The 22,307-nt window shown below is 68.7% G+C and carries 23 protein-coding genes; 4 read left to right on the top strand and 19 right to left on the bottom strand.

Annotated features, from left to right (window positions below; genetic code table 11):
* Positions 1-95: 95 nt before the first annotated feature.
* Complete coding sequence (locus tag MVF76_RS09475) at positions 96-1,028, bottom strand: M23 family metallopeptidase (protein WP_297528564.1); 933 nt, start codon at positions 1,026-1,028, stop codon at positions 96-98.
* Between the two features lie 61 nt (positions 1,029-1,089).
* Between MVF76_RS09475 and MVF76_RS09470 the strand changes: the two genes are divergently transcribed.
* Positions 1,090-1,542 carry a DciA family protein gene (locus MVF76_RS09470; RefSeq protein ID WP_297528563.1) on the top strand — a complete coding sequence of 151 codons (453 nt, stop codon included), beginning with the start codon at positions 1,090-1,092 and terminating at the stop codon, positions 1,540-1,542.
* A gap of 41 nt (positions 1,543-1,583) precedes the next feature.
* Here MVF76_RS09470 and lpxC read toward each other — a convergent pair whose 3' ends face one another.
* Positions 1,584-2,495 (bottom strand): UDP-3-O-acyl-N-acetylglucosamine deacetylase, encoded by a 912-nt coding sequence (lpxC, locus tag MVF76_RS09465; RefSeq protein ID WP_297528562.1) that lies wholly within the window; start codon positions 2,493-2,495, stop codon positions 1,584-1,586.
* 319 nt (positions 2,496-2,814) lie between these two features.
* A complete protein-coding gene (locus MVF76_RS12995) occupies positions 2,815-2,919 on the bottom strand; it encodes a 30S ribosomal protein THX (protein ID WP_317622957.1) in 105 nt (34 codons plus the stop codon).
* A gap of 172 nt (positions 2,920-3,091) precedes the next feature.
* Between MVF76_RS12995 and MVF76_RS09460 the strand changes: the two genes are divergently transcribed.
* From MVF76_RS09460 to MVF76_RS09450, 3 genes are all read left to right on the top strand, one after another.
* On the top strand, positions 3,092-3,415 hold the full coding sequence (locus MVF76_RS09460; protein WP_297528561.1) for a TusE/DsrC/DsvC family sulfur relay protein: 324 nt from the start codon (positions 3,092-3,094) through the stop codon (positions 3,413-3,415).
* Positions 3,412-4,182, top strand: a complete 771-nt coding sequence (locus MVF76_RS09455; protein ID WP_297528560.1) for a DUF72 domain-containing protein — start codon at positions 3,412-3,414, stop codon at positions 4,180-4,182. Before MVF76_RS09460 ends, MVF76_RS09455 begins: the two co-directional genes overlap by 4 nt.
* Positions 4,183-4,325: 143 nt before the next feature.
* The gene (locus MVF76_RS09450; protein ID WP_297528559.1) at positions 4,326-4,775 is read left to right on the top strand and encodes a glycine zipper 2TM domain-containing protein; all 450 of its coding nucleotides are present in this window, start codon (positions 4,326-4,328) and stop codon (positions 4,773-4,775) included.
* Between the two features lie 151 nt (positions 4,776-4,926).
* On the opposite strand, the gene ftsZ is transcribed toward MVF76_RS09450, so the two are convergent.
* From ftsZ to rsmH, 16 genes are all read right to left on the bottom strand, one after another.
* Positions 4,927-6,090 carry a cell division protein FtsZ gene (gene ftsZ, locus MVF76_RS09445; RefSeq protein ID WP_297528558.1) on the bottom strand — a complete coding sequence of 388 codons (1,164 nt, stop codon included), beginning with the start codon at positions 6,088-6,090 and terminating at the stop codon, positions 4,927-4,929.
* A gap of 128 nt (positions 6,091-6,218) precedes the next feature.
* Positions 6,219-7,451, bottom strand: a complete 1,233-nt coding sequence (gene ftsA / locus MVF76_RS09440; RefSeq protein ID WP_297528557.1) for a cell division protein FtsA — start codon at positions 7,449-7,451, stop codon at positions 6,219-6,221.
* A gap of 7 nt (positions 7,452-7,458) precedes the next feature.
* Positions 7,459-8,247: a cell division protein FtsQ/DivIB gene (locus MVF76_RS09435; RefSeq protein ID WP_297528556.1), complete on the bottom strand. Its 789-nt coding sequence runs from the start codon at positions 8,245-8,247 to the stop codon at positions 7,459-7,461.
* Between the two features lies 1 nt (position 8,248).
* The gene (locus MVF76_RS09430; protein ID WP_297528555.1) at positions 8,249-9,187 is read right to left on the bottom strand and encodes a D-alanine--D-alanine ligase; all 939 of its coding nucleotides are present in this window, start codon (positions 9,185-9,187) and stop codon (positions 8,249-8,251) included.
* Complete coding sequence (gene murB / locus MVF76_RS09425; protein ID WP_317622956.1) at positions 9,184-10,083, bottom strand: UDP-N-acetylmuramate dehydrogenase; 900 nt, start codon at positions 10,081-10,083, stop codon at positions 9,184-9,186. Before murB ends, MVF76_RS09430 begins: the two co-directional genes overlap by 4 nt.
* Positions 10,080-10,241, bottom strand: a complete 162-nt coding sequence (locus MVF76_RS09420) for a hypothetical protein (RefSeq protein WP_297528554.1) — start codon at positions 10,239-10,241, stop codon at positions 10,080-10,082. Before MVF76_RS09420 ends, murB begins: the two co-directional genes overlap by 4 nt.
* 2 nt (positions 10,242-10,243) lie before the next feature.
* Positions 10,244-11,689, bottom strand: a complete 1,446-nt coding sequence (murC, locus tag MVF76_RS09415) for a UDP-N-acetylmuramate--L-alanine ligase (protein WP_297528553.1) — start codon at positions 11,687-11,689, stop codon at positions 10,244-10,246.
* The gene (murG, locus tag MVF76_RS09410; RefSeq protein ID WP_297528552.1) at positions 11,686-12,774 is read right to left on the bottom strand and encodes an undecaprenyldiphospho-muramoylpentapeptide beta-N-acetylglucosaminyltransferase; all 1,089 of its coding nucleotides are present in this window, start codon (positions 12,772-12,774) and stop codon (positions 11,686-11,688) included. The genes murC and murG overlap by 4 nt, the downstream gene beginning before the upstream one ends.
* On the bottom strand, positions 12,771-13,988 hold the full coding sequence (gene ftsW, locus MVF76_RS09405) for a putative lipid II flippase FtsW (protein WP_297528551.1): 1,218 nt from the start codon (positions 13,986-13,988) through the stop codon (positions 12,771-12,773). Before ftsW ends, murG begins: the two co-directional genes overlap by 4 nt.
* Positions 13,985-15,340 carry a UDP-N-acetylmuramoyl-L-alanine--D-glutamate ligase gene (murD, locus tag MVF76_RS09400; RefSeq protein WP_297528550.1) on the bottom strand — a complete coding sequence of 452 codons (1,356 nt, stop codon included), beginning with the start codon at positions 15,338-15,340 and terminating at the stop codon, positions 13,985-13,987. The genes ftsW and murD overlap by 4 nt, the downstream gene beginning before the upstream one ends.
* A gap of 109 nt (positions 15,341-15,449) precedes the next feature.
* Positions 15,450-16,532 carry a phospho-N-acetylmuramoyl-pentapeptide-transferase gene (gene mraY, locus MVF76_RS09395; protein WP_297528549.1) on the bottom strand — a complete coding sequence of 361 codons (1,083 nt, stop codon included), beginning with the start codon at positions 16,530-16,532 and terminating at the stop codon, positions 15,450-15,452.
* A complete protein-coding gene (locus MVF76_RS09390) occupies positions 16,532-17,878 on the bottom strand; it encodes a UDP-N-acetylmuramoyl-tripeptide--D-alanyl-D-alanine ligase (RefSeq protein WP_297528548.1) in 1,347 nt (448 codons plus the stop codon). Before MVF76_RS09390 ends, mraY begins: the two co-directional genes overlap by 1 nt.
* The gene (locus tag MVF76_RS09385) at positions 17,865-19,400 is read right to left on the bottom strand and encodes a UDP-N-acetylmuramoyl-L-alanyl-D-glutamate--2,6-diaminopimelate ligase (RefSeq protein WP_297528547.1); all 1,536 of its coding nucleotides are present in this window, start codon (positions 19,398-19,400) and stop codon (positions 17,865-17,867) included. Before MVF76_RS09385 ends, MVF76_RS09390 begins: the two co-directional genes overlap by 14 nt.
* Positions 19,397-21,115 (bottom strand): peptidoglycan D,D-transpeptidase FtsI family protein, encoded by a 1,719-nt coding sequence (locus tag MVF76_RS09380; protein ID WP_297528546.1) that lies wholly within the window; start codon positions 21,113-21,115, stop codon positions 19,397-19,399. The genes MVF76_RS09385 and MVF76_RS09380 overlap by 4 nt, the downstream gene beginning before the upstream one ends.
* Positions 21,112-21,372, bottom strand: a complete 261-nt coding sequence (gene ftsL, locus MVF76_RS09375; RefSeq protein ID WP_297528545.1) for a cell division protein FtsL — start codon at positions 21,370-21,372, stop codon at positions 21,112-21,114. Before ftsL ends, MVF76_RS09380 begins: the two co-directional genes overlap by 4 nt.
* Positions 21,369-22,304: a 16S rRNA (cytosine(1402)-N(4))-methyltransferase RsmH gene (rsmH, locus tag MVF76_RS09370; RefSeq protein ID WP_297528544.1), complete on the bottom strand. Its 936-nt coding sequence runs from the start codon at positions 22,302-22,304 to the stop codon at positions 21,369-21,371. Before rsmH ends, ftsL begins: the two co-directional genes overlap by 4 nt.
* Between the last annotated feature and the right edge of the window lie 3 nt (positions 22,305-22,307).

Here is a 22,307-nt window from a genome sequence, read left to right as displayed (position 1 = left end):
TGCCAATAGAGGGCCCGGAACGGAAGGCCGCATGATACCGCAAACGACCCCCGCCGTGCATGGCGAAGGCCGTGTGAAGAAAGGGATTTCGGGGATCAGGACTTGCGCCGGGTCCAGACGAATCGCGCCGGGTTCACCGGCTTGCCGTTCCTGAGCACTTCAAAATGCACATGCGGCCCCGTGGAACGGCCGGTAGAGCCCATCAGGGCAATGACCTGGCCCGGGGTCACGCGATCACCAACCTTGACCAGACTGACCCGGTTGTGGCCGTAGCGGGTGACATAGCCGTTGCCATGGTTGATCTCGACCAGCGTACCGTAGCCGGAGCGCTTGCCCGACCAGGTGACTACGCCGGCGGCGACCGCCACGACCTCGGAACCCAGCTTGCCGGCAAAATCCACGCCCTCGTGCCAGGCCTGGCGGCCGGTGAAGGGATCGGTGCGCTTGCCAAAGGGCGAGGACAACCAGCCGCTGGCGACGGGCCGGCCAGCGGGCACGCCCTGACGGCGCAGCTCGCGATCGAGGATCAGGGATTCCAGCGCCGAAAGCTGCTGTTCGCGATCCTCGAGCACCCGGGCCAGTTGTTCCAGCTCGTTGTTCAGCTCGGGCAGATCCGCCGACGGCAGCCGCGAGGCCGCCTCGGGCCCCCCCAGGGGCGGCAGCTTTCCGAAATCGAACTCACCCTTGTCCAGCTTGGCCATCTCGACCAGCCGCTGACCCAGGCCTTCCAGCCGCAGCACCTGGCTCTGGATCTGGCCGAGCTTGAGCGCCAACGCATCCAGATGCGCCTCGGTCTGGCGCCTGGCCTGGTCCAGCGCGCGCTGCTGCGCCTCGACATCGGCGCGCCAGTCGGCGATCACGGCCGTGGGTTCGACCTTCGCAGTGCGCGTACCCCAGGAAAACCCGAGCCAGACCAGCAGCGCGGCGACGAGCAGCAGCCCGCCGAACAGGGACAGATAGACCGCGGGCCGGCTCAGATTGAGGCTTCCCGGGCGTCCATGTACATTGGTGAACAGGATCACGTTCATACGGCTGGCCGATACTCTAAGGTTTTCACATCCCGTTTACAAATTTGATGCCACATTGAAGATGTCGTCCCGCGGACCCGTTTCTATAGGGCGTTTTCTTGAACCGGTTGGCAAAACCGGCTTCGCCCGCCTGGCCGATCGCAGTCGTCGCCTGATGCGCCTCGGCCGGGCCATCGAGGCCCTGCTGCCACTGGAGTTCTCGGGCCGGGTCCGGGTCGGCAATCTCTCCAGCAAGCAACTGATTCTGTTCGTGGAATCCCCTGAATGGTCGGCGCGCCTGCGGTTTCACCTGGGTGACCTGAAGCGCCGCCTGGCACGGGAACACGGCCTGGAAGTGGCGCAGGTCGGGGTGCGCGTCCTGCCGCCGGAACGACCGCAGCCGCGCCGCGGGCGCCCCCGCCTCGGTGACGAGGCGGCACGGGCGCTGGAAGGGACCGCCACCAGTATCGGCGACGAAAAGCTGGCGGCCGCCCTGCGGCGTCTCGCCCGCCACGCCCGACCGAAAACGCCCTGACCGGCCGGCCAGGACGCAGTGTGCGCCCCCACGAGGGGAAATCAGGAAACGGGAACCGGCTGCAGGAAGGAGATGGGCGCGCGGCCGGCATCCTCGAAGGTCACCTCTTCCCAGGCATCGGCATCGGCGATCAGTTCGCGCAGCAGGCGGTTGTTCAGGGCATGCCCCGACTTGTGGCCATGGAAGGCACCGATGAGACTGTGCCCCAGCAGATAGAGATCGCCGATGGCATCGAGGATCTTGTGCTTGACGAATTCGTCCTCGTAACGCAGCCCGTCCTCGTTCAGCACCCGGTAATCGTCGACCACGATGGCATTGTCCAGGCTGCCACCCAGCGCCAGCCTGCGCTCGCGCAGGCGTTCGATGTCGCGCATGAAGCCGAAGGTGCGCGCACGGCTGACTTCGCGCACGAACGAGGTGGTGGAAAAATCGACCTCGGCACACTGCGCCCGTTCGCTGAAAGCGGGATGATCGAAGTCGATGGTGAAGCCGACCTTGAAGCCGTCGAAGGGCTCGAAGCGGGCCCACTTGTCGCCGTCCTCGACGCGCACCGGCTTGCGAATGCGGATAAAGCGCTTGGGCGCGTTCTGTTCCTCGATGCCGGCGGACTGCACCAGGAACACGAAGGGACCGGCGCTGCCGTCCATGATGGGCACTTCCGGCGCGCTCAGGTCCACGTAGGCATTGTCGATCCCCAGCCCGGCGAAGGCCGACAGCAGATGCTCGACGGTGGAGATGCGCACCTCGCCATTGGTCAGCGTGGTGGACAGCTGGGTATCGCCGACGTTTTCCGGACTGGCCTTGATCTCGACCGGTTCGGGGAGATCGACACGGCGGAAGATGACGCCGGTGTCCGGCGCCGCCGGTCGCAACGTCAGATAAACCTTCTCGCCTGTGTGCAGTCCTACGCCGGTCGCCCGGATCACGTTCTTGAGCGTGCGTTGACGGATCATTATCCCGTTGATTCCTCTAGGCGGTTCCGGCGCCAGGGATGCACCGAGTCCAAAGTTGCCGAATGTTAACACAGGGTTTTTGCACCGAAAAGATGCAAACACGCCGGAATCCTGCTGCAACTGCCTGCCCCGACGGGGCTTCAGGGACATGAGGCAATTTCCGTTCCAGCGATGGGACGGATGCATGGAGAGACTGTGACAGGCCCGGCCGCACCCGGCAAGGACGCGAAGGGGAAACTGTGCGCCCCGTCACAGGGCACGCGCACAGGGAAGGTGCAACCCGGCCGCGCTCCCCGGGGGCCGCGACCGGGGGCAGGGCTCAGGAACGCTTGCCGAACCGGCCCTTGCGGCGGTGGGGCCGGCTGTTCCCGTAGGTCCCCCGCCAGATCTTGCCCCGGCGGGTACGGGCATCACCCTTTCCCATGATTGTTCACCTCCCTATTCGGTTGCAAACGCCGACATTATAGCCGGAACGCGTGCAACCCTTGATCCCGGAGCCGCGAGCACCTATGACTTGATAAAGGCATCCGCTCGCGGCCGCCAGCGCCGGCCGCGAGCCGGCCCCAATCCCGGAGTCACCGAGGAGGTTGCCAGCCATGAACGCGGATACCGAACGCCTGAACATCGCTGTCGATGCCGACGGCTTCCTGATCGACCCCGAACAGTGGAACGAGGTGGTGGCCAACCGGCTGGCCGAGGCCGACGGCATCGGCCCGCTCACCGATGCCCACTGGGCGGTGATCCGGGCCCTGCGCCGGCACTGGGAAAAGGCCCACGGCCTGCCCGCCCCGCACCACATCTGCCACGAGACGCAGCAGCCGCATCACTGCCTCGAAACCCTGTTCGGCGGCAGCGTACGCGAGGCCTGGCGCATCGCCGGCCTGCCCAACCCGGGAACCGAGGCCGTGGCCTACATGTGACGGCGCCCGGCCCGCAGCCGGCACTGCGGATCGGTACCTCCGGGTACCGCTATCCGCACTGGCGCGGACCCGTGTATCCGGCAGGGCTGCCGGAACGCGAGTGGTTCGCCTTCTATGCGCGCCACTTCGATAGCGTCGAGATCAACAACACCTTCTACGGCCTGCCCTCGGCCGAGAGCTTCCGGCGCTGGCGCGAGGCCGCGCCCGAGGGCTTCCGCTACGCCCTCAAGCTGAGCGGACAGATCACCCACCGGCGTCGTTTGCACGAGGTGGCCGAACCACTCGAGCGCTTCCTCGAGCGGGCGCGTCTGCTCGGGGCCACGTTGGGACCCATCCTGATCCAGCTGCCGCCGCGCTGGCGGCCTGACTGGAACCGGCTCGACGAGTTCCTGAAGTTGCTGCCCGAGGATCTGGACTTCGCCCTGGAGGTCCGCGACGCGCGCTGGCTCGACGCGGCCCTCTACGCACGCCTCGAGGCACGGCGTGTCGCCCTGTGCCTGCATGACCTCATCCCCGCGCACCCGCTGCGACTCACCGCCGACTGGACCTACCTGCGCTTCCACGGCCAGGACTACAGCCAGCCCTACTCGCCCCAGAAACTCGCTGCAACGGCCCGGCGCATTGTCGGCTGGCTGGCGCAGGGCATCGGCGTACACGCCTACTTCAACAATGATGCCGAGGGCCATGCCTTCCGCAACGCGCTGATGCTCAAACGTTATCTCGCCCGACGTGGGTGGCCGGCCACCGCGTCCGCAGGCACTGCCTGATCTCCGCAGGGCGGTACGTACAGCGCTACCGAACCGGCCGCAGCAGGGGTCACCGGCTGCAGAACCGGCGTTCAGGGGCCGTTCAGCATCCCGGTCGTAGTCTGGCAGCGTGACAAGACCGGACCCCCGGAAAGGAGGACGCCATGAACACCCCCAAGCGCAATCTGCTTACCGCACTGCTGGGCCTCGCGGCACTGTTCACCATGCCGCTGGCACAGGCCGACCATCGCGGCCACGACCGTTACGATCGCTACGAGGACCATGATCGTGGCTACCATCACGGCCACCACAAGCGCAAGGTGATCATCAACAACTATTACGGCGAGTACGGGCCGCCGCGCCGCGTCGAGCATCATGTCTATCACGAGCGCCCGCGCTACCGGGAACGGGTGGTCATCGAACGCCATGCCGCACCCTATCCCTACCATCGCAGTTCGGGCGAGTATCGCTCGGCAACGCCGATGATCCTGGGCGGCATCGTTGGCGGCCTGATCGGTCATGAGATGGGGAAGGGACGCGGCAAGGATGTGGCCACCGCTGCGGGCGTGATCCTGGGTGGCTCCATCGGCCGTGACATGGCGCACGACTACTGAAGCACCAGCTTTGAAATGAAAATTCCGCGGCGGGCCGCCACCCGAGGAGACGAGACGAGGTGGACGGCGACCCGCCGCGGAAACCTGGCAGGGACACCCTGCCCTCGCGGCCAGACGCGATGGCAGCAGCGTCCCGCGCCGGCTGACGCGGTCAGTCGGCCTGACGACGCAGGAAGGCCGGGATGTCCAGATACTCCAGATCGTCCTCGTAGTTCGGGGCGGCGGCACTGTCGGCCCCGGCCACCGCGCGCTTGCGGATCACCGTCGGCCGATCCAGCTGCTGGTAGTCCAGCTCGCCGCTCTTCTTCTTTTCCACCAGCTTCACCTCGGCCTGCGGCTCGGGCTGTGCCTGCGCGCGTGCCGCACCCAGACCGGTGGCGACCACGGTAACCCGCAGCTCGTCGCTCATCTCCGGGTCGATCACGGTGCCCACCACCACGGTGGCATTCTCGGAGGCAAACTCCTTGATGGTGTTGCCGACGTCCTCGAACTCGCCAATGGAAAGATCCATGCCGGCGGTGACATTCACCAGGATGCCGGCCGCGCCCTGCAGGTTGACGTCCTCCAGCAGCGGCGAGGCAATGGCTGCCTCGGCGGCCTCGATGGCACGCTGTTCGCCACGGCCGATGCCGGAACCCATCATCGCCATGCCCATCTCCGACATCACGGTGCGAACGTCGGCAAAGTCGACATTGATCAGGCCGGGGCGGGTGATGAGTTCGGCAATACCCTGTACGGCACCGAGTAGCACATCGTTCGCCGACTTGAAGGCGTCCAGCAGGCTGACGCTCTTGCCCAGCACCGACAGCAGCTTCTCGTTGGGAATGGTGATCAGGGAATCGACATATTCGCCGAGTTCGCGGATGCCCTGTTCGGCCACCGCCATGCGCTTGCGGCCCTCGAACGGGAAGGGCTTGGTGACCACGGCCACGGTGAGAATACCCAGATCGCGCGCCACCTGTGCTACCACCGGAGCGGCACCCGTTCCGGTCCCGCCACCCATGCCGGCGGTGATGAACAGCATGTCCGAACCCTCGATGACCTCGGCAATGCGCTCGCGATCTTCCATCGCTGCCTGCCGGCCCACCTCGGGATTGGCACCGGCCCCCAGGCCCTTGGTGATGCCCGTGCCCAGCTGCAGAGACAGCGGCGCGCCGATGTTCTGCAGTGCCTGGGCGTCGGTATTGGCACAGATGAAATCCACGCCCTCGATATTGGCCTGGATCATGTGCTGCAGGGCGTTGCCGCCGCCACCGCCGACCCCCATGACCTTGATCACAGCGTTCTGGCTGTATGCATCCATCAGTTCAAACATGGTCTCGTCTCCTCTGTTGAAAATCCGGAACCGGCCGCCCTTCCACGGCGACTCGACTCCGCCTGGCCACTACTACTCCAACTGCATGTCTGCCTCCGGCCGCCGTTTCGCCGGCCGCAGAGGCCCCTTCAGAAATTGCCCTGGAACCAGCTCTTCATGCGTTCCCATACACCCCTGAAACCGCCACCGTGGCCGTCCAGCGTCCGCCGATGGCGGTTCTGGTGGCCAAACAGCAGCAGACCCACGCCGGTGGCGTAGATCGGATTCCTCACCACATCGGACAGCCCGGCGACATACTGCGGTGCGCCCAGCCGCACCGGCATGTGGAACACCTCTTCCGCCAGCTCGACCAGGCCTTCCATCTTGGAACTGCCGCCGGTGAGCACGATGCCGGCCGCGATCAGATCCTCGAAGCCGCTGCGGCGCAGCTCGGTCTGGATCAGGCTCATCAGCTCCTCGTAGCGCGGCTCGACCACCTCGGCCAGGGTGTGCCGTGCCAGCCGGCGCGCCGGCCGATCGCCCACGCTGGGCACTTCGATGGTCTCGTCGGGCGTCGCCAGCTGGGTGAGCGCGCAGGCATACTTGATCTTGATCTCCTCGGCATGCTGGGTCGGCGTGCGCAGGGCCACGGCGATGTCGTTGGTGACCTGGTCGCCGGCAATGGGAATGACCGCGGTGTGGCGGATGGAGCCCTCGGTGAAGACGGCGATGTCGGTGGTACCGCCGCCGATGTCGACCAGACAGACGCCCAGCTCCTTTTCGTCTTCGGTGAGCACCGAATAGCTCGAGGCCAGCTGCTCCAGGATGATGTCGTCGACCTCCAGGCCACAGCGGCGCACGCACTTGATGATGTTCTGTGCCGCGCTCACCGCACCGGTGACCAGGTGCACCTTGGCCTCCAGGCGCACGCCGGACATGCCGACCGGCTCCTTGATGCCTTCCTGGTTGTCGATGATGAATTCCTGGGGAAGGATGTGCAGGATCTTCTGGTCAGCCGGAATGGCCACGGCGCGGGCGGCGTCGATCACCCGCTCGACGTCGCCCTGGGTCACCTCCTTGTCGCGGATGGCGACGATGCCGTGCGAGTTGAGGCTGCGGATGTGGCTGCCGGCGATGCCGGCGAACACCGAATGGATCTGGCAGCCGGCCATCAGCTCGGCCTCCTCCACCGCGCGCTGAATGGAATGCACGGTCGATTCGATGTTGACCACCACGCCCTTCTTCATCCCCCGCGAGGGATGGGAGCCGATGCCGATGATCTCGATCTCGCCGTCGGGCAGTACCTCGCCGACAATGGCCACCACCTTCGAGGTCCCAATATCGAGGCCCACTATCATGCTCTTCTCCGATCGCTTGGACATGTTCCTGTCAGCCCTCCTGCCCGGGAGCGGTCTGCTGCCGCTCCTGCCAGCGCACGGCAAATCCGTTGCTGTAGCGCATGTCCACCGTCTGCATTTCCACGCCCGCCGCGGCCACCAGCCCTGGATACACGCGCACGAAGCGCTGCATGCGCCGCTCGGTATCCTCGCGGCCCAGGTTCAGCAGCACGCCGTTGTCCAGTTCCAGCCGCCACGCCCGCCGCTCGGTCAGGGTCAGGCTGCGCACGCTGCGGCCAATGCCCGCGAGCTGGCGACGGATGGCCACATAGCGCCGCATCACCCGCTCGCTCAGCGCCTCCGGCCCTTGCAGCCGGGGCAGAGCCGTGTCGATGTCGGTCGCCGGCGGCGTGAAGCGCTCGCCCGCCGCGTTCAGCAGCGCCCGCTCGCCCCAGCGCGCCACCGGCTGCTGTTCCTCGATCTCCACCCGCAGCCGATCCGGCCATATACGACGGACGCGCGCGCTGCGTACCCAGGGCAGGGCCTCGGCGTGGCCGCGCACCGCCTCGACGTCGACGGTAAAGAAACCGCCACGGGCGGCCTCGCCGATGGCGGCGGCGATCTCCGCCCGATCGAGATGGCGCAGCTCACCGCTGATCTCCAGCGTGCGCAGCGGCAGATTCGCGGGATCACGCGCCCACCAGACGGCAGCCGCCAGCCCCCCGGCCAGCGCGACACCGGTGACACCCCACAGCAACAGCCGCAGCACCGCACCCCAACGCGCCTGCTGGTCGGCATCGGTCTGCCTGCGGCTGGCCTGCCCTGCCGGTCGGCGCGCCATGTCAGCCCACCTCCCGAACAAGACTGGTGGCCAGGATCTCCAGCACCAGGTCCTCGAATTCAAGACCGGCCGCACGCGCGGCCATGGGCACCAGGCTGTGATCGGTCATGCCGGGTACGGTGTTTACCTCGATCAGCATGGGCCGGCCGCAGCCGTCGACCATGAAGTCCACCCGGCCCCAGCCCGTTGCCGCCACCGCCGCGAAGGCCTGCTGTGCCAGCGCCTGCATTTCCCCTTCGGCTATCCGGTCCAGGCCACAGGGGCAGTGATAACGGGTGGTGTTCGCCTCGTATTTGGCGGCATAGTCGTAGAAGGCGTGTGGCGTCTCCAGACGAATCGCGGGCAGGGCGCGATCGCCGAGCAGGGCCACGGTGTACTCGCAGCCCTCGATCCAGCGTTCTATCAGCACCTCGCGGTCGTAGTCGCGCGCCAGCGCCCAGGCCGCGGGCAGCTCGTCCATCGCCGCCACCCGGCTCATGCCGATGCTGGAGCCCTCGCGCGCCGGCTTGACCATCACCGGCAGGCCCAGCGCCTGCACCTGCGCCAGGTCCGCCTCACTGCGTGCCACCAGAAACTCCGGCGTCGGCAGGCCACCGGCCTGCCAGATCTGCTTGCAGCGAATCTTGTCCATGCCCAGCGCCGAGCCCAGCACGCCGCTGCCGGTATAGGGGACGCTCCAGGTTTCGAGCGCGCCCTGGATGACGCCGTCCTCGCCCCCGCGGCCATGCAACATGACGAAGGCACGGTCGTAGTTGCCGGCGGCCAGCGCCTCCAGCGCGTCCCGCTCGGCGGGGTCCAGCATCTCGGCATCGACCCCGCGCGCCAGCAACGCCTCGAGCACGGCCTCGCCGCTGCGCAGCGAAATGGCGCGCTCGGCGGAACGCCCGCCGGCGAGCACCGCCACCCGCCCGAAGGCCGCGGCATCGGGCCGCGCATTCATGCCGGCTCTCCCACGATCCGCACCTCGGGCTCGAGCTGCACCCCCTGCTCGCGCGCCACCGTTTCCCGCACCCGCGCGATCAGCCGTTCGATGTCCGCGGCCGTCGCGGTGCCGGTGTTGATGATGAAATTGGCATGCTTTTCGGAAACGCAGGCCCCACCCTCGCATGCCCCCTTCAGGCCACAGGCCTCGATCAGCCGCGCGGCGTGATCGCCCGGCGGATTGCGGAACACCGAGCCGCAGCTCGGCTCGCTCGTGGGCTGGGTCGCGCCACGCCGTTCCAGCAGTTCGCGGATGCGCGCCTGGCCTGCGGCCACGTCGCCGGGCTCGAACTCGAGATGCGCGGCCACGAACCACTCGTCCACCGGCCCCTTCACCTGGCGATAACCGATCTCGAAGTCCTCCGGTGCGCGGTTGTGCAGCTCGCCGTGGCGGTCGAGGGTCTCCACCGCCCGCACATGGCTCCAGGTCTCGCCGCCGAAGGCGCCCGCGTTCATGGCCAGCGCGCCGCCAAGGGTGCCCGGGATGCCGGCCAGGAACTCGCCGCCGACCAGGCCATGGCGGGCAGCGAAGCGCGCCACCTTGTTGCAGGCCACACCGGCCTCGGCACGAATGCAGCGGTCATCCAGCAACGACAGTCGGTCGAGCCCCCCGAAGGGCGCGACGACCACGCCGTCGATGCCGCCGTCACGCACCAGCAGGTTGCTGCCCAGCCCCACCCAGTACAGCGGCTCGGCCGGATCCAGGCCGCGCAGGAACTGCGCCAGATCGGCAAGGTCCGCCGGGCGGTACCAGAGACGCGCCGGCCCGCCGACCCGCCAGCTGGTGTGGCGCGCCATGGACTCGTTGCGGCGCAGTTCGCCGCGCAGCCGGCTGTCGTCCTGCATGGCCATCATGCCCTGGGCTTCCCCCCGCTTCGGCGCAGGCCGCGCACGCATACCTGATGCGCCCACTTGCCACCGCGCCCCGGCTTGCTGCGCAGCCGCAGCCAGCGGCCGCACAGCGACTCGCCACAACCCATGTGCAGACGCAGTCTGGAACGTACCTGGTCCATGCTCACACCTCCCGGGCACCGGCCGCCGACGGCCAGGCCTCTTCCAGCCGGCCCGGCACGGTGCCGATGTCACCGGCACCCAGGGTCAGCAGCAGATCACCCCCTGCCAGCACGCCCTCGAGCACGCCCGGCAGTTCCGAAACCGTTTCCACGAAAACCGGATCGACCTGTCCGCGCGCGCGGATGGCACGACAGAGTGCGCGGCCGTCGGCACCGGCAATGGGCGCCTCGCCGGCCGGATAGACCTCGCACAACAGCAGCACGTCGACCTCGGACAGCACTTGCACGAAGTCCTCGAACAGGTCGCGGGTCCGGGTATAGCGATGGGGCTGGAAGGCCACCACCAGACGCCGGTTCGGCCAGCCCTTGCGGATGGCATCCAGGGTCGCGGCGATCTCGCGCGGATGGTGTCCGTAGTCGTCGACCAGCAGCACGGGACCGGCCGGGGCGCGCCGTTCACCATGCGACTGGAAGCGGCGACCGATGCCGGCGAAGCCCTCCAGCGCACGCTGGATGGCCGCGACCTCGACACCCAGTTCCAGCGCGATGGCGATGGCCGCAAGGGCGTTGAGGACGTTGTGGCGGCCGGGCATGTTGAGCGTGACGGGGAACCGGGTCTCGCCGGTCGCCACCGTGAAGTGCACTTGCGCCCCGCGCTGTTCCAGATCGAGGCCACGCACGTCGGCATCGGCGGCCTCGATGCCATAGGTACGCACCGGACGGGTGACCTCGGGCAGAATCTCGCGCACCCCCGGATCGTCCAGGCACAGCACGGCCAGGCCGTAGAAGGGCAGGTGATGGAGGAACTCGACGAAGGTCCGGCGCAACCGGCCGTAGTCGCCTTCGTAGGTTTCGAGATGATCGGCATCGATGTTGGTCACCACGGCGACCATGGGCTGCAGGTAGAGGAAGGAGGCATCACTCTCGTCGGCCTCGGCAACCAGGAAGCGACCGCTGCCGAGCCGGGCATGGCTGGCCGAGCTGTTGAGCCGGCCGCCGATGACATAGGTGGGATCGAGCCCGCCTTCGGCCAGCAGGCTGGCCACCAGGCTGGTGGTGGTGGTCTTGCCGTGGGTTCCGGCGACGGCGATGCCGAAGCGGAAGCGCATGAGTTCGGCCAGCATCTCGGCGCGCGGTACCACCGGGATGCGTGCCGCGCGGGCAGCGACCCGTTCCGGATTGTCGGCCGGCACGGCGGTGGAGATCACCACCACGTCGGCACCTTCGACATGCGCAGCGTCATGGCCCCGGAACACCTGCACGCCCAGGCCGGCCAGCCGGCGGGTCACGGCGTTGTCGCGCAGGTCCGAGCCCTGAACCTGGTAGCCGAGGTTGTGCAACACCTCGGCGATGCCGCCCATGCCGGCGCCGCCGATGCCGACGAAATGCACGCGCCGCACCCGGCCCATGCCCTCGACCGGCGCTGTCCTTCCCGCCTGCGCCATCATGCGGCACCTCCTGCGGCCTGCAGGCAGAGTTCGGCGACTTCCCGCGCCGCATCGGGACGCGCCCGGCCGCGCGCCGCACGCGCCATGTCGAGCAGGCAGGCACGATCCCGTGCGAAACCCTGCAGCCGTTCGGCCAGCGCTTCCGGCGTCAGCCGGGTTTGCGGCATGAGCAGGGCGGCACCGGCCTCGCTGAGATAGCGGGCGTTCGCGGTCTGGTGGTCGTCCACCGCATGCGGATAGGGCACCAGGATGCTGGCGCAGCCGGCCGCGGCCAGTTCGGCCACGGTGAGCGCACCGGCGCGGCACACCACCAGGTCCGCCCAGGCGTAGGCCTCGGCCATGTCCGCGATGAAGGGAATCACCTCGGCATCCACGCCTGCCGCGGCATAGTGCCCGCGCGCCGCCTCGACATGGCGTTCGCCGCACTGGTGGCGCACCTCGGGCCGCAACGCCGCCGGCAGCAAGGCCACGGCCCGCGGCAGAATCTCGTTCAGCGCCTGCGCGCCCAGGCTGCCGCCCACCACCAGCAGGCGCAGCGGGCCCTGGCGGTCGGCCAGGCGCTCTTCCGGCGGGGCAATGGCGGCGATCTCGGCGCGCACCGGATTGCCCGTGTGACGCGGCCGGAAGCGTGCCGGCAGCGCGCCCGGGAAGGCCGCCATCACACAGCGCGCCAGCGGCGCCAGCAGACGGTTGGTCAGGCCGGCGACGGCATTCTGTTCGTGGATGAGCAGCGGGCGACGGGTCAGCCAGGCAGCCACCCCACCCGGTCCGGTGACGAAGCCGCCCATGCCCAGCACCGCGCGCGGCCGCACCCGCAGCATGATCCACAGCGACTGCAGCAGGGCGAGCGCCAGCATGAAGGGTGCCGCCAGCCGCCGCGCCAGGCCCTTGCCGCGCAACCCCGATACCCGCACCCAGGCCACCGGATAGCCGGCCTCGGGCACCACGCGTGCCTCCAGGCCGCGCCGCGTCCCCAGCCAGGTCACGGGCACGCCGGCCCGGCCCAGCTCCGCGGCCACCGCCAGTGCCGGGAACACATGCCCGCCGGTGCCCCCGGCCATGATCAGGATCGGGCGCGGGCTCATGCGCGCCTCCCCGCCCGCCGCCGTACCGCGGGCCGTCGCTCGCGCTGGCCGACGTTGTGCACGGTACAGCGCGTCTCGTAGTCGATGCGCGCCAGCAGCGCCAGCACCAGGCACATGACCACCAGACTGCTGCCGCCGTAGCTGAACAGCGGCAGGGTTAGCCCCTTGGTCGGCAGCAGCCCCATGTTGACGCCGATGTTGATGAAGCTCTGCAGGCCCAGCCAGGTCCCCAGCCCGTAGGCCAGATAGCCGGAGAAGGCCTCGTTGGCGGCCAGGGCCACCCGCGCGATGGCAAAGGCCCGCCACACCACCAGGCCATACAGGGCGACCAGCACCAGCACGCCGGCCAGACCCAGTTCCTCGGCCAGCACCGCGAACACGAAGTCGGTGTGCGCCTCCGGCAGGTAGAACAGCTTCTGCACACTGCCACCCAGGCCGACACCGAACCACTCGCCGCGACCGATCGCGATCAGCGACTGGGTGAGCTGGAAGCCGCTGTCGAAGGGATCGGCCCAGGGATTGAGGAAGGCGGTCAGCCGTGCCATGCGATAGGGCGAGGAGATGGCCAGCAGGGCCATGGCACCGCCGGCCAGCGCCAGCAGGGCCAGGAACTGCCACCAGCGCACCCCGGCCATGAACATCATCACCAGCGCGGTGGCCAGCAGTACCACCGTGGCGCCGAAGTCGGGCTCGGCCAGCAGCAGCACACAGGCCGCGGCGAACACCACCATGGGCTTGATGAAACCGCTCAGTTGCTCGCGCACTTCTTCCGAGCGACGGACCAGATAGCCGGCCAGATAGATCAGCAGCAGCAGCTTGGCGGGCTCGGACACCTGCAGGTTCACCGGGCCGAGACTGATCCAGCGGGTCGCGCCATTGATGGTGCGACCGACGCCCGGCACCAGTACCACCACCAGCAGGCCCAGCGCCAGGAACAACAGCACCATGCCGGCGCGCTGCCAGTGCGCCATGCGCACCTGGAAGGCGGCGACGCCCAGCAGCAGACCCACCAGCAGGAAGCCGCCCTGCCGCAGGACATAGTGGAAGGGATTGCCCAGCTCGCGGTCCGCCATGGGCATGGAGGCAGACGCCACCATCACCAGACCCAGCAGCGCCAGCGCCAGCCCCGCGCCCAGCAGTGCCAGGTCCAGGCGCGGACAACGCAGGTTGCGCAGGCGCTGGCCGGAAGCGGCATTGAGGGCGGCGGCGGTCATGACGGCAAGGCCTCCACCGCCCGCGCAAACTGCTCGCCGCGCTGCTCGAAGTCGCGGAACATGTCCTGGCTGGCACAGGCCGGAGACAGCAGCACCGCGTCACCGGGCCGGGCGCATTCGGCAGCCGCCCGCACCGCTGCGGTCATGTCTCCCGCCCGCGCCACCGGCACGCAGTCGCCGATGGCCGCAGCGAGGGCATCGGCGTCCTGCCCCATCAGGATCAGGGTCCGCACCCGCGAACACACGGGCTCGCGCAGCGGCGAGAAGTCCTGGCCCTTGCCCTGGCCGCCGGCGATCAGTACCAGCGGCCGATCGAAACCTTCCAGCGCCGCGAGCGTGGCACCGACGTTGGTCGCCTTGGAATCGTTGTACCAATCGGCACCGGCGCGCCGACCCACCCACTGCGTACGGTGCGGCAGTCCGGGAAATTCGCGCAGGCTGTCGAGGCAGGCAGGCATGGGCAGGCCGGCGGCCTGTGCCAGCGCCAGCGCCGCAAGCGCGTTGGCGCGGTTGTGGCGACCGGCCAGGCGGATGGCGGAGGCCGGCAGCAGCCAGTCCTCGCCGCGTACCAGCCAGTCCTCGCCCTCGCGCTGGCGGATCCCGAAGTCCTTCCCCGCCGGCACGCCGAGGGTGAAGCCGACACACGGCCGGGCCGGGTCGGCCAGGCCAGCGGCCAAGGGGTCATCACGGTTGACGATCTGCATCGCCGCATGGCGATAGATTCGCGCCTTGGCGGCTGCATATTCCGGCAAGCCGCGGTAGCGATCCAGATGGTCCGGGCTCACGTTCAGGACCACGGCTGCGACCGGGCGCAGGCTCTCGATGGCTTCGAGCTGGAAGCTGGACAGTTCCAGCGCATAGAGGTCGGGTTCACCGCCTTGCAGCAAATCCAGCGCTGGCGTACCCAGGTTGGCACCGGCGCGGACCTCGCGGCCGGCGCGACGCGCCATGTCCGCCACCCAGCGGGTGACCGTGCTCTTGCCGTTGGAACCGGTGACGGCGATCACCGGTCCCTGTGCAACGCGCGCGAACAGCTCCACGTCCCCGATCACTTCCACGCCGCGGCAGCGTGCCTCGGCGATCAGCGGATGACCCAGCGGCACTCCGGGACTGACCACGATCTGCTCGGCACTGGCAAAGGCGTCGGCATCGTAGCCGCCCAGGAACAGGGCGACGTCGGGCAGGCTGCGCCGGATCTCGTCCAGGCCCGGCGGTTCGGGGCGGGTGTCGGTCACCGCCACCTGATGGCCACGGGCGGCGAGAAAGCGCGCAACGGACAGACCGGTGCGCCCAAGCCCCACCACCAGCACCTTGCGTTGCGTCTCGCCCGTCCTGGACTCCCGCGCTGTCATGATTGCATGCATCTCCGTCCCGGCTCAGGCCACCAGCAACACCAGCGCAATGGCCACGAAGGTAATGCCGACGATCTTCATCTGCTGCTGCACATCCATCTTCCCCTCCTCAGCGAATCTTCAACGTGGCCAGCCCGATCAGCACCAGGATCACGGTCACGATCCAGAAGCGCACGATGACCCTGGGCTCCGGCCAGCCCTTGAGTTCGAAATGATGATGCAGGGGCGCCATGCGGAAGATGCGCCGCCCCGTGAGCCGATAGGAGGCCACCTGCAGGATCACCGACACCGTCTCCATGACGAACACGCCGGCCATCAGGAAGAACACCAGTTCCTGCCGCACCAGTACCGCCACCATGCCCAGCGCCGCACCCAGCGCCAGGGCACCGATGTCGCCCATGAACACCTGAGCCGGATAGGCGTTGAACCACAGGAAGCCCAGCCCGGCGCCCACCATGGCACCGGCAAACACGATCAGCTCCGCGGCGTCGCGCACATAGGGAATGGCCAGATACTCCGCAAAGCGGGCGTTGCCGGTGGCATAGGCGAACACCGCCAGGGCACCGGCCACCATCACCGTGGGCAGGATGGCCAGGCCGTCGAGGCCATCGGTGAGATTGACTGCATTGGAAGATCCGACGACGACGAAATACACCAGTGGCACGTACCACCAGTGCAGATCGACGGCCACGTCCTTGAAGAAGGGCACGATGAGCTGGGTCTCTACGGGCGACTGTGCAGTGAAATAGAGGAACAGGGCCACTCCCAGCGCCACCACCGACTGCCAGAAGTATTTCCAGCGTGCCGGCAGGCCCTTCGAATTGCCCAGCACCAGCTTCTTGTAGTCGTCCACCCAGCCAATGACACCGAAGGCGAGGGTGGTGAACAGCACCACCCAGATGTAGCGGTTGGACAGGTCTGCCCATAACAGGGTAGCCAGGGTGATGGCCACCAGGATGAGCGCGCCACCCATGGTCGGGGTACCGGCCTTGGACAGGTGACTCCGGGGGCCGTCGTCGCGTACCTGCTGGCCGATCTGGTAGTGCCCCAGCCAGCGGATCATGCGCGGCCCGACCAGGAAAGAGATCAGCAGGGCAGTGAGCACGCCGAGGATGCCGCGCAGCGTCAGGTACTGGAAGACATTGAAGCCACTGTGGTACTGGGTCAGGTATTCGGCAAGCCAGAGCAGCATCAGCGTTCCCCTCCGGCCAGTGCGGCCACGATCTCTTCCAGCCGCATGAAACGCGAACCCTTCACCAGCAGCCAGACATCCTCGGCCAGCTCCTCGCGCAGCCGTTCGACCAGCACATCCCGGTCGGCCTGCCAGACGGCACCGGGACCGAAGGCCTCGACCGCGGCCGCTGCCTGTTCGCCCAGGCCGTAGAGACGCTCGACGCCGGACTCGCGCGCACGGCGACCCATGGCCGCATGCAGGGCCAGGCCCTCCTCGCCCAGCTCGCCCATGTCGCCCAACAGCAGCCAGTGCCGCCCGGGCCGGGTGGCGAGCCAGTCCAGGGCCGCGTCCAGCGAGGCCGGATTGGCGTTGTAGCTGTCATCGACCAGCCGGCAGCCCCGCACGCCGCTGCGCGGCTGGAGCCGACCCTGCACACCCTGCACCCGGGCCAGCCCCTCCGCAGCCATCTCCGGGGTGGCACCGGCGGCCAGCGCGCAGGCCGTGGCGGCTGCGGCATTGAGCGCGTTGTGCGCGCCCGGCAGGGGCAGCAGGGTCTCGAAGGCACCCCAGGGCGTTCTCAGGTGCAGGCGCGAACCCTCCCCCTCTGCCTGGCGCCGCACCTGCACGTCCGCGTCGGGACCGGTACCGAAGTGGATCCGGGTACGACCGGCGGCCAGCGCCTGCCACAGACCGGCCCAGGCATCGTCGGCATTGATCACCGCCGTACCCTGCGGGCCGAGACCGGAAAAGATTTCGCCCTTGGCATGGGCCACGCCCTCGATGCTGCCAAAGCCTTCCAGATGCGCCGGCCCCGCGTTGGTGATGACCGCCACCGTCGGTCGCGCAATGTCGGTCAGCCGGGCGATCTCGCCAGCGTGATTGGCGCCCATCTCGATCACCGCCGCCTGGTGCTCGGCACCGAGCTCGAACAGGGTAAGGGGCACACCGATGTCGTTGTTGAGGTTGCCGCGCGTCGCATGCACCGGCCCCTGCAGGGCGAGTATGGCGGCGGTCATTTCCTTGACCGTGGTCTTGCCATTGGAGCCGGTCACGCCAACCAGCGGGATGTCGAAGCGCTGCCGCCAGGCACGCGCCAGCTCGCCCAGCGCAAGACGGGTGTCGGCCACCCGCAGCATGGGCAGGGGCGCCTCCACCTCGCGCATCACCGCGGCCGCCGACGCACCGCGCTCGGCGGCCGCGGTCACAAAGGCATGACCGTCGAAGCGGTCGCCGACCAGGGCCACGAACAGGTTCTGCGGCCGGACGGCGCGCGTATCCGTGGACACGCCCTCCACCACCAGGTTCTCGCCGATCAGTTCGGCATCCAGCACCGCGGCCGCCTCGGACAGATCAAGACGCAGCATGATCGCCCTCCTGCAGGCAGCGCAGCACCTGCTCACGGTCGCTGAAGTGCAGCCGCCGGTCGCCGACGAGCTGGTAGTCCTCGTGCCCCTTGCCGGCCACCAGCACCAGGTCGCCGGCATGTGCGGCGCCGATGGCGCGGGCAATCGCCCGGGACCGATCGCGTTCGATATAGGCGGCATCCGGATGGCGCATGCCATCGAGAATGTCCATGACGATGGCCGTGGCATCCTCGTGACGCGGATTGTCGTCGGTAATGACCAGGTGATCGGCCAGGCGCTCGGCGATCTCGCCCATCAACGGGCGCTTGCCGCGGTCGCGCTCCCCGCCCGCGCCGAACAGGCACCAGAGCTTGCCCTGCGCATGGGGGCGCAGGGCAAGCAGGGCCTGTTCCAGTGCGCGCGGCGTATGGGCGTAGTCGACCACCACCAGCGGCTTGTCACCGCCGCCGAAGGGCTCCATGCGGCCGGGCACCGTCTGCAGCCGGCCGAGGCGCGCCAGCACTTCATCGAACGGCAGCCCGCGAACCAGCAGTACGGACGCGGCGGCCAGCAGGTTACTGGCGTTGAAGCGGCCAAGCAGGCGTGTCTCGACCCGGCCAGGACCCCAGCTGCCATCGATCTCCAGCCGCAGGCCGTCGGTCGAGGCGTGAACGCCGGTCGCCCACAACTGTTTCACCGAATCGGGCAACATCCGGGGCTCCAGCCCGTAGACGAATGGCTCGGCGGTCAGATGCGCGGCCTCGAACAGGCGCCGGCCCAGGTCGTCGTCCAGGTTCAGCACAGCGTGGCGCAGGCCCGGCATGCGGAACAGGCGCTGCTTGGCCGCGGCATAGCCATCGAGGGAACCGTGATAGTCGAGATGATCGCGGCTGAGGTTGGTCAGCACCGCCACATCGAAGGCCACCGCATCGGCCCGGTGCTGGGCCAGCGCATGCGAGGACACCTCCATGGCCACAGCCGTGGCGCCCGCCGCCTTCAGTGCCGCCAGCTCCTGCTGCAGGCGCACGGCGTCGGGCGTGGTGTGTGCACCGGCGGCAAGCCGGCCGTACAGGCCGTAACCGAGCGTGCCGAGCAGGCCACAAGGCGCATCGTTGGTGTGCAGTGCCTGGGCGATGAAACTGGCCACGCTGGTCTTGCCGTCGGTGCCGGTGACGCCGGCCACGAACAGTTCACGCGAGGGGTGCGCGTGGAAACGGGCTGCAATCTCGCTGACGAAACGGCCGAGCTGCGGCACGGACACCGCGGGCAGATCCAGCGCGCGCAGGGCCGGATGCGCCTCGTCGATGTCGTCCACCGGCTCCCAGGCGACCGCGGCGGCGCCGCGGGCCTCGGCCTCCGCGGCATGTTCGATACCATGCTGTCGGGTGCCGGCAACCGCCAAAAAGAGCGCACCCGGCGCCACCTGGCGGCTGTCGATGGCGAGGCTGCGCACGGGCAGGTTCTGCGCCGTCCCGACCCGGGCGAGTCCGGCCAGCAGATCGGCCAGCAGCACACCTTCCCCCTGTACCGGTGCCGTCATCATGCCGGGCCCTCCAGCGCCGCCTGCAGCAACACGCCGTCATCGGGATCGAGATCGTCGGGCGGGATATTCAGCAGCCGAAGCGCCCCGGCCATGACCCGCGAGAACACCGGGCCGGCCACCTTGCCGCCGAAGTGTTCACCGGCCTGCGGTTCGCTGATCATCACCACCGCGACCAGACGGGGCCGCGAGGCCGGTGCCAGGCCCGCAAATACGGCGTTGTAGCGATCTTCGGCATAACCGCCGGCGACTGACTTGTGCACCGTGCCCGTCTTGCCCGCGACCCGATAGCCGGCCACCCGCGCCGCTGGCGCCGTGCCGCCCGGCTGCACCACCGTCTCCATCATGGTACGAACCGCCCGCGCGACGCGGGCGGAGATCACAGACTCACCCCTCGGAGCCTCGTCGATGCGCAACAGGGAAACGGGCCGCAAGCGGCCGTCCGCGGCAAACAGGGTGTAGGCCCTGGCAAGCTGCAGCGGCGTAACCGAAATGCCGTAACCGAAGGCCAGGGTCGCCTGTTCTATGGGGTGCCAGCGGCGCCAGTCCATCAACAGCCCGGAGGCCTCGCCGGGAAAGCCGCTGGCCGTCACCTGGCCGAAGCCGGCGCGCGCCAGTACCGACCACAGATCCTCGGCGGGCAGTGACAGGGCGATCTTGGCGGCCCCCACATTGCTGGACTTGCGGATCACGCCGGTGACGTCGAGGCGCCCGTAGTCGTGCATGTCACGCACAGTATTGACGCCCACCTGGAACAGGCCCGGAGAGGTTTCGACGGGTGTCTCGGGCCCGTAGCGGCCACTCTCCAGCGCACAGGCGATGGTCAGCGGCTTCATGGTGGAACCCGGTTCGAAGACATCGGTCAAGGCGCGATTGCGCAGGCGCGCGGGGCGAATGCGGGCGCGGTTGTTGGGGTTGTAGGAGGGCTGGTTGACCATGGCCAGCACCTCGCCGCTACGGGCATCGAGCACCACCACCGAGCCGGAGCGCGCCTTGTGTTTCTGTACCGCGGCCTTGAGTTCGCGATAGGCCAGATACTGGATGCGACGGTCGATGGACAGTGTCAGGTCGCGCCCCGGGCGTGCCGCGCGGATGCGCTCGACGTTCTCGATGACATGGTGCCGGCCGTCCTTGAGCACCCGCTTGGCGCCGGGCTCGCCGCGCAGCCAGTCGTCGTAGGCCAGCTCGATGCCTTCCTGACCACGGTCGTCGATGTCGGTGAAGCCGACCACATGGGCGGTGACCTCCCCGTCCGGGTAGTAGCGGCGATACTCCCTTTGCAGATAGACACCGGGGGCATCCATGGCGCGCAGCTGCGCGGCCACGGTGGGATTGACCTGGCGCCGCAGATAGACGAACTCGCGGTCGGCGCGCCTGGCCAGTTTCCCCTGGAGCTCGTCGACCTCCATGCCCAGCAGGCGCGCCAGCGCCGGCAGGAACTGGCGCGCGCCGGCCAGTTCCTGGGGATTGGCCCACACCGACTCCACCGGCGTGCTGACCGCCAGCGGCTCGCCGTTGCGATCGAGGATCATGCCGCGGTGGGCGGGAATGGACACGGTACGCAGATGGCGCGCATCGGCCTGGCCCTGCAGAAATCCGCGCTTGAGCACCTGCAGGTCGACCGCACGCAGCACCAGTGCCGCAAACGCGAGCCCGAACAGGCTCAACAGCAGCACATGCCGCTGGCGCCCTGAGATGATCTGTCGATGCTCGCTCATGGCCGGATGATCACCACGTTCTCGGGGGCCGGAATCCTCATGCCCAGGCGCTCGCGCGCCAGCGCCTCGATGCGGCCGTGCGTGGCCCAGGTGCTCTGCTCGAGCTGGAGCTGGCCCCACTCGGTGTTGAGCCGGTCGCGCGCTTCGTGCAGCGACTGCAGCTCGACGAACAGGGTGCGGCTGCGATGCTTGGCATAGACCACTCCCAGCGCGGAACCGACCACCAGCGCCAGCAGCAGGATGCCCAGCGCCTTCATGCCAGCCGCTCCGCGACCCGCAGCACCGCGCTGCGCGCGCGGGGATTGGCCGCGACTTCCGCTTCACCCGGCCGGCGCGCCTTGCCCAGCAGGCGCAGGCGACCCGCGGCCTGCCCGCCACGCACCGGCAGACCCGGCGGCAGCTCGGGACCCTTTGCCTCCCGGCGCAGGAAACGCTTCACCAGCCGGTCCTCGAGGGAATGGAAGCTGATCACCGCCAGCCGTCCGCCCGGCGCCAGCGCGTCCACGGCCGCGGCCAGCCCTTGCTCGAGATCCTCGAGTTCGCGGTTGACATGGATACGCAGCGCCTGGAAGGTGCGGGTGGCCGGATGCTTGTTGCGCTCGCGGGTCGGCACCGCGGCCGCCACCACCTCGGCCAGTACCCTGGTGGTGCGGATCGGCGCCTCGGCGCGCGCGGCGACGATGGCCCGCGCGATGCGCCGGGCGAAGCGCTCTTCTCCGTAACGCTTGATCACGTCCGCGATCTCTTCCTCGTCGGCCACTGCCAGCCAGTCGGCAGCGGACACACCCTGTTCGGGGTCCATGCGCATGTCCAGGGGGCCGTCGCGCAGAAAACTGAAACCCCGCCCGGCATCATCGAGCTGCGGCGAGGACACCCCCAGATCGAGGAGAATGCCGTCGATGCGCCCCGCGATGCCTTCGGCCTCGGCCCAGCGACCGAGGCCGGAAAAACTGTCCTGCACGATTTGCAGCCGGGCATCTCCCGCGAACCGTTCACGCGCCGCAGCCACGGCCTGCGGATCCTTGTCCATGGCATACAGCCGGCCCCGCGGACCCGCCGCGGCGAGAATGGCCGCCGCATGGCCACCACGGCCGAAGGTGCCATCGAGATAGATGCCACCGGGCCGCACGGCCAGTGCGTCCAGGACCTCGTCGAGCATCACTGGACGATGGGACCATTCCCGCTCCATCTT

The organism is Thiohalobacter sp., assembly GCF_027000115.1.
GTDB lineage: Bacteria > Pseudomonadota > Gammaproteobacteria > Thiohalobacterales > Thiohalobacteraceae > JALTON01.
This window is presented reverse-complemented; position numbering and strand designations above follow the sequence as displayed.